Source organism: Ochrobactrum sp. BTU1, assembly GCA_018798825.1.
Lineage (GTDB): Bacteria > Pseudomonadota > Alphaproteobacteria > Rhizobiales > Rhizobiaceae > Brucella.
This window is the reverse complement of record CP076354.1, coordinates 77,911-90,869: the sequence shown is the minus strand read 5'-3', so window position 1 is coordinate 90,869 and position 12,959 is coordinate 77,911. Positions and strand designations below refer to the sequence as shown.

Below are 12,959 nucleotides of genomic sequence, written 5' to 3'. Positions count from 1 at the left end.
AGAATGATTCGCTGAGAGTTGCATCGGTAAGGGAAAAAGATTCGTTTTTCTGATGATCGGTGCATAGGCACTCTAACTCAGAGCGTCCTCCCGTGGCTTAGACCACACGACGCTCTGGCGCAGAACGATTCGAGGAGGATGCTTTATGCCGCGTCTCTTTACTGCCCTCGAAATCCCGCGCGACGCCGCGCTTTCGCTCTCGTTATTACGAGGCGGCCTCCCCGGCGCACGCTGGATTGATGTCGAAAATTACCACATAACCCTGCGTTTTATCGGGGATGTGGAAGGCCATGTGGCCGACGAGGTTGCCAATGCGCTTGATCGCGTGCGGCGCCCCGAATTCATGCTCAACCTGTCAGGTGTCGATGCTTTCGGTTCCAAGAAGCCGCACAGCATCTATGCGGGCGTATCCCCCTCGCCTGAACTCAACGCATTGCAAGGCGAAATCGAACGCATTTGCCAGCGGCTTCGCATTCCCGCCGATCCGCGTAAATTCACACCCCATGTGACTTTGGCACGGCTGCGAAATCCGCACATTGCGGATGTCGTGCATTATCTCTCATCAAGAGGTAATTTCTCAACAATGCCGTTCAAGGTGGGCCGCTTCGTGCTGATGTCCTCACGCGATTCTGTCGGCGGCGGACCTTATGTCGTCGAGGAAGCCTGGCCTTTGATGGCCGTTTCACGCCAGAACTGGTCGGCAAGCGCCTTTGATGAGGCTAGAACCATCCGGTAAACCTGTTCGAAATCCCCGATATCTCCATAGTAAGGATCGGGGATTTCAACGGCTTTTCCTTCTGCAATTTCGGTGAAAAGCCCGATACGAGCGCTTGCATTTGCAGGCTGTCTTTGAGCGATCATGCGCATATTATAGCGATCCATCCCTAGGATGAGATCAAAACGCGTAAAGTCGCCCGGCGTCAGTTGGCGGCAGCGCTGCTCGGAAATATCGAGGCCATGTTTCGCTGCAACACGGATCGAACGATCATCCGGTTCTTCGCCAGTGTGGTAGCCATTTGTGCCCGCCGAATCGATCAGCACATGATCAATGCGACGCTCAGCCAGAACCTGAGCCATCACGCCTTCCGCAAGCGGCGAACGGCAGATATTGCCTGCACAGACAAATAGAATACTGGTCGGGGCTGATCGGGTCACGGAACTCTCGCGGCTATGATAAGTTAGAGCTGAATAGCCAACAACATAGGCAAAAGACAATGGCACGCAACAGGCTGACTGATGACGAACTGAAACAGGCACTTGGCGAGCTTAATGGCTGGCAGAAGGTCGATGACCGCGAAGCAATCAGCAAAAGTTTTAAATTCAAGGACTTTAACGCGGCGTTCGGCTTCATGGCCCGAGCAGCACTTTATGCCGAAAAGCTTGACCATCACCCCGAATGGTTCAATGTCTATAATCGTGTCGATGTCACGCTCTCGACCCACAGCGAGAACGGAATCACCGAGTTGGACATCAAGCTTGCTCGCAAGATGAATGCGCTGGTTTAGAACGATCAAACTTTTGAAATATAAACGATTATCGGCTTTTTCTGATGCGTGAAATTGCCTTCGCGATTTCGTCCCATATAAGGGAGCGCTTTGGTTAGATCGATACGATCACTCCAGTTCTGACCGAGCGTTCCGCCATTGATGCTGCGAATATAGATGTCACCGACCGCAACGGCTGAATGAAAAATGTGCCCCGCTTTCACGTCGTAGAAGCCAATCGCCCGCCCGTATGGAAGCGCCGAATAGCCGTTCCACAGTTCACCGGCTTTGAAATTCAGCAGCGGAATCCAGTTTTGGCCCGATGTGCCGCGTAACGTGTGCTCGGAAATACCTGCCCCCAGCAGAAAACGCATATAGGCGGTGATGTCGTAGCAAATGCCATCCTTCACATCGATGGTGACATGATCGCTAATGTCCTGAGCTGCCGCCAGCTGATGGCCGCGATAGAACTGGCTTGACCGGTCACTGCGCACAAAATTTTCGCCATAGCCGGTGAAATGCATCAAGGTTCTCCAATCAACCAGAGCATGTCGCGCTTAATCCTAGCTACCGCGTTCGCTCTATCTCTTCATTTTTATGCATGTCTTTATCGGAAAACCGGTTCCCACTTTTCCGCGACATGCTTTAAGCTCGTTCACGCAGGCAAATCAGGCCGAAACCCGGTTTTTCTGGAATCCATATTTTGTTGATTTCAGAGGCTTTTTGTAGCTGACGGTTCATGCAGGAAATGCATTCCGACTTGAAAGCTGGATGCAATATTCCCATTTCCAATGCTATTGTGGCCTTGCATTCGGCTTACTGGAGATTGCCCAAACATGGATAGCGTCAAGATTGATGAAATCCTGGAGCCCGGCAATGAAGGCGATTTCAATGATCGCAGCGAACGGGTGAAAAAAGGATTCTGGAAGACCGCACGTCGTGCCGGTCGCATGGTTCCGTTTATGGATGAGGTTGTGGCCGCCTATTATTGCGCGCTCGACCAAAACACGCCGACGCGTGTGCGCATGACACTGATGGCAGCACTTGCCTATTTCGTTCTGCCCTTCGATGTCATCCCCGATATGCTGGTTGGCATTGGTTTCACCGATGACATTGCAGTGCTTATGGCGGCATTGACTGCTGTTCGCACACATATAACGCCCGCCCATAGAATCGCAGCCCGTGAGGCTCTTCGCGACGACGGTGAGGCTGCTTAAAGCGGCCTCTCCCCTTCACAGCTTTGTTATGGGGCGACATCACGATCATCGTGCATTGACGCAATATGACAAACTCTTGCCGCTTTCTTTTGGATGAAGTTGGCAACGGGATCGCGGGGACTTAGGTCTACTCGTTCAAGTTTTCTTTCAAAACTTCACCGTTTGGTAACCCAGATTAAGGCACATTAAGGGTCACTAAACGGGACGGCGTGATGAACGGCGATATCCCGATATTCGACTTTGAAGCAAACGAAAGAGAACCGGTAAAAAACCATGCTTGGAAAATCGATCGTCGCGGCTTCGGTGTTTACGATTGCAATGGCGGGTTCGGCACTCGCCCAGACACCGACCCAGATTAAGCAGTTCGACGCCTGGGGCGCCTATAGCTATCAGTCAGGCAATGGCAAGGTTTGCTATGTCCTGTCCGTTCCGACGCAGAAAGCGCCTGCTAACGTTGATCATGGCGATAACTTCTTCCTCGTGAGCCAGAAGCCAGGACAGAACGTCAGCTTTGAACCACAGTTCATGGCCGGTTATGAGCTGAATACAAATGCAAATGCCAAGGTTATCGTGACCATCGGCAACCGCAATTTCACGATGTTCGTCAATGGCAAATCCGGCTGGATGGAAAATGCAGCAGAAGAGCCACAGCTGATCGCAGCAATGCGCGGCGGTTCGGACATGAAGGTGCAGGCACAGTCCAAGCGCGGCACCAAGACCAATTACACCTATTCGCTCAAGGGCATTTCGGCAGCGCTCGCAGCCATTCAGAAGTGCAAATAAGCCAATCGGTTCGAGTTAAATTATTAAGCCGGGGCTCCGCTCCGGCTTTTCTTTTTAACGTTGTATTGTCACTTATGCATGCCTGCCGCGAAACAGTGCGGGATGACGGATCGAATATTGTGTGCTATGAGCGCGCGCAAAGGGCTCGCATTTCAAATGAACGAGCCCATATATCCATGCAATCGCTAAAGCATGTCGCGTTCAATCAGATACGGGCGACACGCTTTAAGCTTTTGTTTTTACGCATGTCTTCATCCCGGAACCGGTTCCCACTTTCGGGAGACATGCTCTAGATTTACCGGCGCGCTTTATGCGGCGTCCTCAACAGTTGAAAACAGATGTCCATTTCGTTCGACTTAACCATTGATGATACGCGCGACCAGCTTGCCCGCCATGTGCGCGCAAACATGGAGCAGAAGCCGTCGCTCATAGGCATGTCGCGCGAGGAAATGGCTGATGAGCTGATCAAGGTTGGCGTTCTGCCAAAGCAGGTCAAGATGCGCATTGCGCAGCTCTGGCACTGGCTATACGTGCGCGGCGTTTCCGATTTTGCTGATATGCGTAACATTTCCAAGGATCTGCGCGCTCTTCTGGCGCAGCATTTCACTATTGCGCGCCCGGAAGTGGTTGAAGAACAAATCTCGCAGGATGGAACGCGCAAATGGCTGTTCCGCTTCCCACCACGCGGTGCCGGGCGCCCTGTCGAAATCGAATGCGTTTATATTCCTGAAGAAGGCCGCGGCACGCTTTGCATTTCTTCTCAGGTTGGCTGCACACTTACCTGCTCCTTCTGCCACACTGGCACACAGAAGCTGGTTCGCAACCTGACATCAGAAGAAATTCTGGCGCAGCTGTTGACCGCGCGTGATCGTCTTGGTGATTTCCCGGATACCGACACACCGGATGGCGCTATCGTGCCTGCTGAGGGCCGCAAGGTCACCAACATCGTCATGATGGGCATGGGTGAGCCGCTTTATAACTTCGAGGAAGTGAAGAAGGCTCTCCTGATTGCATCCGATGGTGATGGGCTGGCACTTTCCAAGCGTCGTATCACGCTTTCGACCTCTGGTGTTGTGCCGGAAATCTATCGCACCGGCGAAGAAATCGGCGTGATGCTGGCGATCTCGCTACATGCCGTGCGCGACGAACTGCGCGATCTTCTGGTGCCGATCAACAAGAAATATCCGCTGGAACAGCTGATCAAGGCTTGCCGTGAATATCCCGGCCTGTCGAATGCCAAGCGCATCACCTTTGAATATGTGATGCTCAAGGACATCAATGACAGCATGGAAGACGCCAAGCTGCTGGTGAAGCTGCTACGCGGTATTCCGGCCAAGATCAATCTCATTCCGTTCAACCCATGGCCGGGCACCAACTACCAGTGCTCCGACTGGGAGCATATTGAACGCTTCGCCGATTATGTGAATGCGGCAGGCTACGCTTCGCCGATCCGCACGCCACGCGGCCGCGATATTCTGGCGGCCTGTGGTCAATTGAAGTCGGAATCAGAACGTATGCGCAAGACGGAACGTCTGGCGCTTGAAGCGATGATGATCGCCGGACACGGTGAGTAATTTACGAGGACTAAGCGCGGTTGACTGATACGTTCGATTATATCTCGCGTTTTGTTGTTATTGTTTTCGGCTATTGCGTAGCCGTTCTGGCCGCCGGATTCTTTCTGGCGGCAATTCTTTATAGCCAGATCGATGTGCTCGGCTATGCGCTTTCCGATCCGTTTTTTCAGGATGTTTTCAACGAGATTCGCGACGCCTGGGATATGACCGGCTTTTATGCGGCAGTTCTGGTAGGTGGCCCTGTACTGGCCACAATGGCGGGTGGTTTCAGCTTTTTCCCGGCAGTAGTGCTGATCGTGATCAGCGAAGTGCGTGGCTGGAAATCATCCCTGCCCTATTGCATTGGCGGACTTTTGATTGGTCTGCTGGGAGCGGGCGCTGGATCACTACTTGCTGTCGCTGATCAACAGATTGCTGCAAGTATCGCTCTTCTGACCGGTGCCTTTGCATGTTCAGGCATCGTCGGCGGCTTCGTCTACTGGCTGATTGCCGGTCGCAACGCCGGGCGATTTTTAGAGCGCATCCCGAAAAGTGTGAAACGGTTTTCGGACAAAGATGCGCGGTAAAAAAATAAGTTAGAGCGCTGATCTGATCCAATCAAATCAAAACGCGCTCTAACGGACCGGCTGCTTAATTTCACTTTGCCTGTGCGGTGATAATTTTCAGCGCAAAAGCCGAGAAGACGCCCGCAAAAAGCCAATCGACAATTCGCGTAACAGTTGGGTTCTTCTTGAGAAGACCGGCGAACTTGTCGGCTGCAACCACCATTGGAATGGTGAAAGGCAGTGCCAGCGGAATGAAGGACAATCCCAGAAAGAACAGCTTTCCCATCGCATGAGGATCATGTGCCGAAACGAACTGCGGCAGGAAGGTCATGTTGAACAGGATGATCTTCGGATTGAGCAGGTTGATGCCAAGTCCGGTCGCCCAGTTCTGAACCAACGTGTGCTTCTTGCCACCATTCTTTTCCGGTGAAAATGCCGAACCTTTGCGGATGGCCTGTACTGCAAGCCAAACGAGATATACCGCACCCACCACCTTCAATGCGGTGAAGGCTGCAGGCGAAGCGAGGATGAGCGCTGAAAGTCCAAGTGCTACCATGCTCGTATGCACAACAATGCCGGTGCTTGCGCCTGCCATACAGGCAAAGCCAGCGGCCTTGCCTTCAGAAAGCGCACGACCGACGAAAAGCGTCATGTCCGGGCCGGGGGTGATGGATAAAATTGCAGTAGCGATCACGAACTGGACGAAGATGGTCCATTCGGGAATGAAGGTCAGGTTTGTCAGAAAAGACATCGAAAGGCACTCCGAGAATTCGCGGCAAGCTAACGCGAATTCAATTGCGCCGCCATAGGATTCTTTTAGCCGTCTCAGCGTCCCTTATTTATGCGTAGGCAACCCATCCGCGATAGGTGAAAGATGCATAAAAAAGGCTCAGATCCTTGAAGCCCGCACCACGTATCAGCGCCTCATCCTGTCGCGGCGTAAGAATATGCAAACGCTCATTGATCGCTGTACCGGCTTTTACTGCACTTGCCATATCGACACCGGAATCATTCAAAAAGGCAGAATAGCGTGACAACCACAAAGCTCGCTCATCGGCACTCCCCTGCTCAAAACTGAAATGTGCCATGATAAATGGTGCGCCGGGTTTCAGGCGGCGATGGATGTCTGAAAGAGTTTGTTTGCGCGTTTTCTCATCCAGAAAATGCATGGTCAGCAAACAAACTGCTCCATCAAATGGCCCGAGAACTGCGCTATCGATATAACCTTCATGGAAGTTCACACGAGCTGCATTGGTGCCAAGGTTTTGCCGCGCCAATTGAAGCATTTCTGCGGAAGGGTCGACACCTTCAAAGGTCCAATGCGGGTGATTTTCCGCAAAGAGCTTGAGTTCAAGACCACCGCCCGCACCCAACACCAGAATGCTTGCAGTATCGGACACGGTTTCGGCAAGCAGCAAACGCGTCATGCGCTGCATATCCCGAAATCCCGGCACAGCTTTCGGCGGCCCTTCTGCGTAACGTGCTACGACCTGCGGATCGGTAAATGGATTGTCAGAATTAATCATGTAACTTTTATAGTTACAAATCAAAGTGACAGTCAAGACTGTCCATAATGGCAGATGACGCTTTCTTTTCGCTGACAAAGTGCCATCCGGCTTGCGCGCCGCTTAGCAACTGATAAAAGAACTGCAACATCCTGTTCTACGGCCCTTTGGGCCACAATCGCATCTCAGACGGAAGTGAACTATGAGCAAGCTGAAAGACGTTAAAAAGGTCGTTCTCGCCTATTCTGGCGGTCTCGACACCTCGATCATCCTGAAATGGTTGCAGACTGAGCTTAACGCAGAAGTCGTCACCTTTACCGCCGATCTCGGCCAGGGCGAAGAACTTGAACCAGCACGCAAGAAGGCCGAAATGCTGGGTATCAAGGAAATTTTCGTTGAGGATGTGCGCGAAGAATTCGTGCGCGATTTCGTCTTCCCGATGTTCCGCGCCAACGCCGTCTATGAAGGCGTCTATTTGCTCGGCACTTCGATTGCCCGTCCGCTGATCTCCAAGCACCTGATTGAAATCGCCAAGAAGACCGGCGCTGACGCAATTGCGCACGGCGCGACCGGCAAGGGCAATGATCAGGTTCGCTTCGAGCTTTCCGCATATGCGCTGAACCCGGACATCAAGATCATCGCTCCATGGCGCGACTGGTCGTTCAAGAGCCGCACGCATCTGCTCGAATTTGCTGAACAGCACCAGATTCCGGTCGCGAAAGACAAGAAGGGCGAAGCGCCATTCTCGGTTGACGCAAACCTGCTGCACTCTTCGTCTGAAGGCAAGGTTCTGGAAGATCCGGCGATCGAAGCGCCTGAATATGTGCATATGCGCACGATTTCGCCAGAAACCGCCCCGGATACACCAACCATCATCAAGATTGGCTTTGAAAAGGGTGATGCGGTTTCGATCAATGGCGAACGTCTGTCGCCTGCAACGCTGCTTGCCAAGCTCAACGATTATGGCCGTGACAACGGCATTGGTCGTCTTGACCTCGTTGAAAACCGCTTCGTCGGCATGAAATCGCGCGGCGTCTATGAAACGCCAGGTGGCACGATCCTGTTGGCAGCACACCGCGCCATCGAATCGATCACGCTCGATCGTGGTGCGGCGCACCTCAAGGATGAGCTGATGCCACGCTATGCGGAACTCATCTATTACGGTTTCTGGTTCTCGCCAGAACGCGAAATGCTGCAGGCTGCTATCGATCTCAGCCAGCGTCACGTCGAAGGTGAAGTCACGCTCAAGCTCTATAAGGGCAATGTGATTGTGACCGGTCGTGAATCGGACAAGTCGCTCTATTCCGACAAGCTCGTGACGTTTGAAGACGATCAGGGCGCCTATGACCAGAAGGACGCAGCAGGCTTCATCAAGCTCAATGCACTTCGTCTGCGCACATTGGCTGCACGCGACCGTCGCTAAGCTTTTTAAAACACGGCAAAAGCCCGCCTTCCGGCGGGCTTTTTCTTTTCAAGAACTAAACGGAGCGTGAGCCGTGTTTCTCTATCTTGCGATGCCTCTTTGCATTCTGCTCGGGATTTATCTGCTGGTCCGATGCATTTCCATTCTGTGGGGCAATATCATGCCAGCGATCCGGTATCGCTTTCCTGCCGACATTAAGCCGCATGTATTTCATTTGCCCAAAGCCGGGCGATACACCCTCAGTATCGTCTTTCCACCACTGACGATTATTTCGGGGATCGCATATTTCTCTGCGCAATTTGCAATCAGAGAGCGCGAGAGCGGTGCAGCAATCGCCTATCGTTCCACAAGCCGTTCGCTGCTCAGCGTCAGACGGACGGACATGCAGGGCTATGCTTCTCATGCCCTTGGTAGTTTTGAATGCACGATACCCGGCGATTACGAAATTACCTGTCTTACGCCTGAAAAAATCCGGCCAAATTTTCAGCTGGACATATCGCCTCATATTTCCTTTCTGAAACTCGCGCCTGTCATCATAGGAGTCATTCTGGCAAGCGGATTGAGCATTGGCGGAACGATTATCTTCGTGCTCTTGCTGGCAGACAAAATTTGATAATGTCAGACAGCGTTTCTGATTGCTGCAAGCATCTTTTCTTCACCAGGACGTAAGGTCAGCACCCGCACGCCATTCGACGTGACAGCGACGGTATGTTCAAACTGCGCTGAGAGTTTTCCATCGCGCGTCACCACGGTCCAACCGTCTTTTTCGGTCTTTACCTTGGCTGTGCCTTGATTAAGCATCGGCTCGATGGTGAATACCATGCCTTCACGCAGACGCTCACCCGTGCCCGGCTTGCCGAAATGCAGAACCTGCGGCTCTTCATGCATTTCACGACCAATGCCATGGCCGCAATATTCACGCACCACGCTGTAATCATGACGCTTTGCGTGACGCTCGATAGCATAGCCAATATCGCCCAGCGTAGCGCCAGGACGCACGGCAGCAATACCCTTCCATAGTGCCTCATAGGTCACACGCACCAAACGCGAAGCAAAGGGAGTCACTTCACCGACCATATAGGTTTTGCTGGAATCAGCGATATAGCCGTCCTTCTCAAGGGTAATGTCGAAATTGATGATCTCGCCATTTTCGATGATTTTGCTATCCGATGGCATTCCATGGCAGACGACTTCATTCCTTGAGGCATTGAGCACATAAGGAAAATCATACTGCCCTTTGCTTGCAGGCCGCGCCTGTAATTCGCGGGTGATATAATCCTCAACCAGATCATTGACCTGCATCGTAGTCAGGCCAGCAAGCGGTGTATGATCGAGAAGTGTAAAAACGGACGCTAGCAACGCGCCGGAAGCCGCCATTTTTTCCACCTCGGCAGGTGTCTTTATCATGATGACTGCACCACCAGAACAGGAAGCTCAACTTGTGCCGCGCGCAACTGCATCTGCACGATCTCATTGAAGGACAGTTCCGGATTTGCCTGTGCCAACATACCGATTTTCATCCAGTATTCAGCCTGCGCATTGATCGAACGGCACATGACATCACTTGCCTTGCGCAATTCCTCATGCAGTTCATCGCCGATTTTTACGATACCCATAATACTTTCCAATTCGTTATATATGAAACATATATAAACCGTATATCTTAGCCTATCAAGACGCCCAATCTCAGTGAGCTGATCTAAACCATTTGCTTTTAGTATGGCGCCATATTATATGGCGACGTATGGAAATTATTGAGCAAAAACATCACGCCCTTCTGGGTGAACTGGAACGCCGCAGCAGTCCGTCTTCTGACGCGCTTAAAACTTGTTTTGAAATCCTGTCGCTTGCCGCTGCAATTGACCAAGACTGCGCCAACAGGCTTGCTCCCCACAAGCTTTCCGAAGGCAAGTTTGTTCTGTTGTTTCTGTTGCAGAATGCGCCTGATGGCCTTTCACCGCACGAGCTTTCAGAGCGTGCTGGCGTGACACGCGCGACCATTACCGGCCTGCTTGATGGCTTGGAACGCGATGGCTTTCTCAAGCGCCATGCGGACACGCAAGATCGCCGCAAACTGACGATCAGGCTGACATCCGAAGGAGCGCAACTGGCGCAACAGCTTTTCGTTGAACATACAACATGGATTGCGAGCCTGATGAGCGATCTTTCCGCCGATGAACAAGCGGTGCTCAGCACATTGCTGCGCCGTATTTTCAGCCGCACGGATGCCGGACGAAAGCCATGAGCAAATCGCCACTGAAAATTTCCGATATCTCGGCCGAACGACTTTCTGCGTTACACAGCGGAACGGTTGAAACGACCGTACTGACCGAATGTCTGGCGATTGACTTTGCGAGCCTCATGCAAAACGTATTTCCGGCCGTTGATCGGGGCGCCTTGCAGGTAATGCATGAAGCCAAAGATCTTGGCATTTCACGCCGCATGATGCTGGCAGCACAGCTTTTGCTCTCACGCTCTGGCGGTCAAGTAATCAATTCTCTGAGTATCCATCCGTCAGATACCGTGCGCGGCTGGGCCTGTTTTGCCATCGGTCAGTTAGAAAGCCTTTCTCTTGCAGAACGTCTGAAGCTCATACGCCCGCTCGCAGATGATCTACATTTTGGCGTGCGCGAATGGGCATGGCTCGGTCTTCGCGAGCATATTTCTTCTGAGATTGACCAAACGATCCAACTGCTTACGCCATGGACTGCCGATCCGTCCCCCTATATCCGGCGATTTGCCTGCGAAGCCACCCGTCCGCGTGGCGTTTGGTCGGCACATATCAAAAGCCTGAAAGAAGCCCCTGAAAAGGCTTTGTCAATTCTGACACCACTTCGCGCCGATCCCGCACCTTATGTGCAGGATTCGGTCGCCAACTGGCTCAATGATGCAGCCAAAAGCCGACCCGAATGGGTGAAGGCGCTTTGCGCAGACTGGCTTGAAGCAAGTACAAATCCCACGACTGCACGTATCTGCAAACGCGCACTGCGTTCCTTTTCTAAATAACCTCCCGGAAACGACATGACCCATTATCTCGCAGAACTCTATTCACCCAAGGCAAGCTGGCTGGCACTTGATCTTAAAGGCAGGCAGGTTTTCTTTGAAAAGGTCGGTGCCGGCATGGGCAGTCTGGCCGAACATGGTATCGAGGCTCTGGCCCTCGGCCCTATTAACCCAACCAAACCTTATGCGCCGAAGCAAAGCTTTTTTGCGATTTGGCGCTTCCCGGATGAGATGGCTCTCGACATGCTGATTGCCGGAATCACCGCCACCGGTTGGCATTATTATTTTGATACCGTCAATGCGGCAGGTGCTGGCACCGATCTTGGTGGCCATCTCGCCCAACTGGCGGGAGTGCCTTTCAAAGAAGCCGCCTGATCTGATCAACCATGACCGTAGATGCTTCCTTTCAGAGTGCTATCTGAGAGGAAGCATTTTTCTTATCCACACGTCCTCACAGCTGATCCCGCTTGACTCTTTGCGGACTCGATTCAATACTAGAACATAAAGTGAACAAATAGCATTCCAATAAAAGCGTGAAACAGTTTACGTCTGGAATTGCATCCTTACAAACACAGGGTTTTGAACGTGAGCGGCATCGACATCACGGCGTTGCGGCGCATGGTTACGGCCATCGAAGGCAATGCCTCACAGGCGAGTTTTGCAGACGAGACCGGAACAGGCTGCGGGCGTTCAGGCAGTTTCACGCTCGGCCTTACCGGAGCTGATGATGCTTTTCCGCATGGCCTGAGAGGCGATGCACTGCATGAGGTTTTTGCTGAAAACCCCGGTGCACATATGGCCGCTACCGGTTTCGCGCTAGCAATGGCTTTGCGTGCATCCCCTTCAAGAAGACCAATCATCTGGATTGAGGAAGAAAGCGCCTCAAGCGAATATGGCGGGCTTTATCCACCGGGGCTTCATGCCTTCGGAATCAATCCGTCACGCCTGCTGATCGTGCGCTGCCCAACCGCTCAAGATGTTTTAAAAGCAGCGAATGATGCGCTTGAAGAGGCAAGCGGCAAGGCTTCGAACCTCATTTCCGGCGTGGTCGCCTCGGTGAGCGGCCAGCCGAAATGTCTCGACCTGACTGCCTCGCGTCGCCTGCTTCTGGCAACCGAAACCGCACATTTGCCTGTCATCCTGCTCAGGAGCCACCGAACAGGCGTGCAGAGCGCTGCCGTCAGCCGCTGGCGGGTGGCGCCTGCATCCTCCCGCTCCAGTGGCGCGAATGCACCCGGAAAGCCGGTGTTTTCGGCAATTCTGGAACGCAATCGACACGGTACCTGTGGGCAATGGATCATGGAATGGAACAATGAAACCCTCGAATTTGGAACAGCCGAACAGAACGGCAGATCGCGTGTTCCTCGCCCTCTGGTTTCCGTTTCTGCCGACCGACCGGCTGCGCAACAACATTCAGCATAATGG

The 12,959-nt window shown here is 52.7% G+C and carries 18 protein-coding genes; 12 read left to right on the top strand and 6 right to left on the bottom strand.

The window, feature by feature from the left end; translation table 11 throughout:
• The first annotated feature begins 145 nt into the window (after positions 1–145).
• Positions 146–736, top strand: coding sequence for an RNA 2',3'-cyclic phosphodiesterase (gene thpR, locus KMS41_00430; GenBank protein ID QWK77751.1), 591 nt, complete (start codon positions 146–148; stop codon positions 734–736).
• On the opposite strand, the gene KMS41_00425 is transcribed toward thpR, so the two are convergent.
• Positions 646–1,155, bottom strand: a complete 510-nt coding sequence (locus KMS41_00425; protein ID QWK77750.1) for a low molecular weight phosphotyrosine protein phosphatase — start codon at positions 1,153–1,155, stop codon at positions 646–648. The two genes, thpR and KMS41_00425, sit on opposite strands and share 91 nt — an antisense overlap.
• A gap of 59 nt (positions 1,156–1,214) precedes the next feature.
• Here KMS41_00425 and KMS41_00420 point away from each other — a divergent pair, with 59 nt between their 5' ends.
• Positions 1,215–1,505 (top strand): 4a-hydroxytetrahydrobiopterin dehydratase, encoded by a 291-nt coding sequence (locus tag KMS41_00420; GenBank protein QWK77749.1) that lies wholly within the window; start codon positions 1,215–1,217, stop codon positions 1,503–1,505.
• A 5-nt stretch (positions 1,506–1,510) separates the two neighbouring features.
• Here KMS41_00420 and KMS41_00415 read toward each other — a convergent pair whose 3' ends face one another.
• Positions 1,511–2,008, bottom strand: a complete 498-nt coding sequence (locus KMS41_00415; GenBank protein ID QWK77748.1) for a hypothetical protein — start codon at positions 2,006–2,008, stop codon at positions 1,511–1,513.
• 312 nt (positions 2,009–2,320) lie between these two features.
• On the opposite strand from KMS41_00415, the gene KMS41_00410 reads away from it, so the two are divergent.
• From KMS41_00410 to KMS41_00395, 4 genes are all read left to right on the top strand, one after another.
• Positions 2,321–2,701, top strand: coding sequence for a DUF1232 domain-containing protein (locus KMS41_00410; GenBank protein ID QWK77747.1), 381 nt, complete (start codon positions 2,321–2,323; stop codon positions 2,699–2,701).
• A gap of 273 nt (positions 2,702–2,974) precedes the next feature.
• On the top strand, positions 2,975–3,484 hold the full coding sequence (locus tag KMS41_00405) for a hypothetical protein (GenBank protein QWK77746.1): 510 nt from the start codon (positions 2,975–2,977) through the stop codon (positions 3,482–3,484).
• Positions 3,485–3,822: 338 nt separating this feature from the next.
• On the top strand, positions 3,823–5,058 hold the full coding sequence (rlmN, locus tag KMS41_00400) for a 23S rRNA (adenine(2503)-C(2))-methyltransferase RlmN (protein QWK77745.1): 1,236 nt from the start codon (positions 3,823–3,825) through the stop codon (positions 5,056–5,058).
• A gap of 20 nt (positions 5,059–5,078) precedes the next feature.
• Entirely contained in the window at positions 5,079–5,624 is a 546-nt protein-coding gene (locus tag KMS41_00395) for a hypothetical protein (protein QWK77744.1), read from the top strand.
• 70 nt (positions 5,625–5,694) lie between these two features.
• Here KMS41_00395 and KMS41_00390 read toward each other — a convergent pair whose 3' ends face one another.
• Both KMS41_00390 and KMS41_00385 read right to left on the bottom strand, forming a co-directional pair.
• Positions 5,695–6,354, bottom strand: a complete 660-nt coding sequence (locus KMS41_00390; protein ID QWK77743.1) for a LysE family translocator — start codon at positions 6,352–6,354, stop codon at positions 5,695–5,697.
• 88 nt (positions 6,355–6,442) lie between these two features.
• Positions 6,443–7,129 (bottom strand): class I SAM-dependent methyltransferase, encoded by a 687-nt coding sequence (locus KMS41_00385; GenBank protein ID QWK77742.1) that lies wholly within the window; start codon positions 7,127–7,129, stop codon positions 6,443–6,445.
• 181 nt (positions 7,130–7,310) lie between these two features.
• On the opposite strand from KMS41_00385, the gene KMS41_00380 reads away from it, so the two are divergent.
• Together KMS41_00380 and KMS41_00375 are read left to right on the top strand one after the other, a co-directional pair.
• Positions 7,311–8,531 (top strand): argininosuccinate synthase, encoded by a 1,221-nt coding sequence (locus tag KMS41_00380; GenBank protein QWK77741.1) that lies wholly within the window; start codon positions 7,311–7,313, stop codon positions 8,529–8,531.
• A gap of 73 nt (positions 8,532–8,604) precedes the next feature.
• Positions 8,605–9,144 carry a hypothetical protein gene (locus tag KMS41_00375; protein ID QWK77740.1) on the top strand — a complete coding sequence of 180 codons (540 nt, stop codon included), beginning with the start codon at positions 8,605–8,607 and terminating at the stop codon, positions 9,142–9,144.
• Positions 9,145–9,149: 5 nt separating this feature from the next.
• Here KMS41_00375 and map read toward each other — a convergent pair whose 3' ends face one another.
• Positions 9,150–9,938, bottom strand: a complete 789-nt coding sequence (map, locus tag KMS41_00370) for a type I methionyl aminopeptidase (GenBank protein QWK77739.1) — start codon at positions 9,936–9,938, stop codon at positions 9,150–9,152.
• Positions 9,935–10,147, bottom strand: a complete 213-nt coding sequence (locus KMS41_00365; GenBank protein ID QWK77738.1) for a ParD-like family protein — start codon at positions 10,145–10,147, stop codon at positions 9,935–9,937. The genes map and KMS41_00365 overlap by 4 nt, the downstream gene beginning before the upstream one ends.
• A gap of 128 nt (positions 10,148–10,275) precedes the next feature.
• On the opposite strand from KMS41_00365, the gene KMS41_00360 reads away from it, so the two are divergent.
• The 4 genes from KMS41_00360 (at position 10,276) to KMS41_00345 (ending at position 12,956) form a co-directional block, all read left to right on the top strand.
• Positions 10,276–10,776, top strand: coding sequence for a MarR family transcriptional regulator (locus KMS41_00360; protein QWK77737.1), 501 nt, complete (start codon positions 10,276–10,278; stop codon positions 10,774–10,776).
• Positions 10,773–11,537 carry a DNA alkylation repair protein gene (locus KMS41_00355; GenBank protein ID QWK77736.1) on the top strand — a complete coding sequence of 255 codons (765 nt, stop codon included), beginning with the start codon at positions 10,773–10,775 and terminating at the stop codon, positions 11,535–11,537. The genes KMS41_00360 and KMS41_00355 overlap by 4 nt, the downstream gene beginning before the upstream one ends.
• A 15-nt stretch (positions 11,538–11,552) precedes the next feature.
• Positions 11,553–11,909, top strand: a complete 357-nt coding sequence (locus tag KMS41_00350) for a hypothetical protein (GenBank protein ID QWK77735.1) — start codon at positions 11,553–11,555, stop codon at positions 11,907–11,909.
• A gap of 210 nt (positions 11,910–12,119) precedes the next feature.
• On the top strand, positions 12,120–12,956 hold the full coding sequence (locus KMS41_00345) for a hypothetical protein (GenBank protein ID QWK77734.1): 837 nt from the start codon (positions 12,120–12,122) through the stop codon (positions 12,954–12,956).
• The last annotated feature ends 3 nt before the right edge of the window (positions 12,957–12,959 follow it).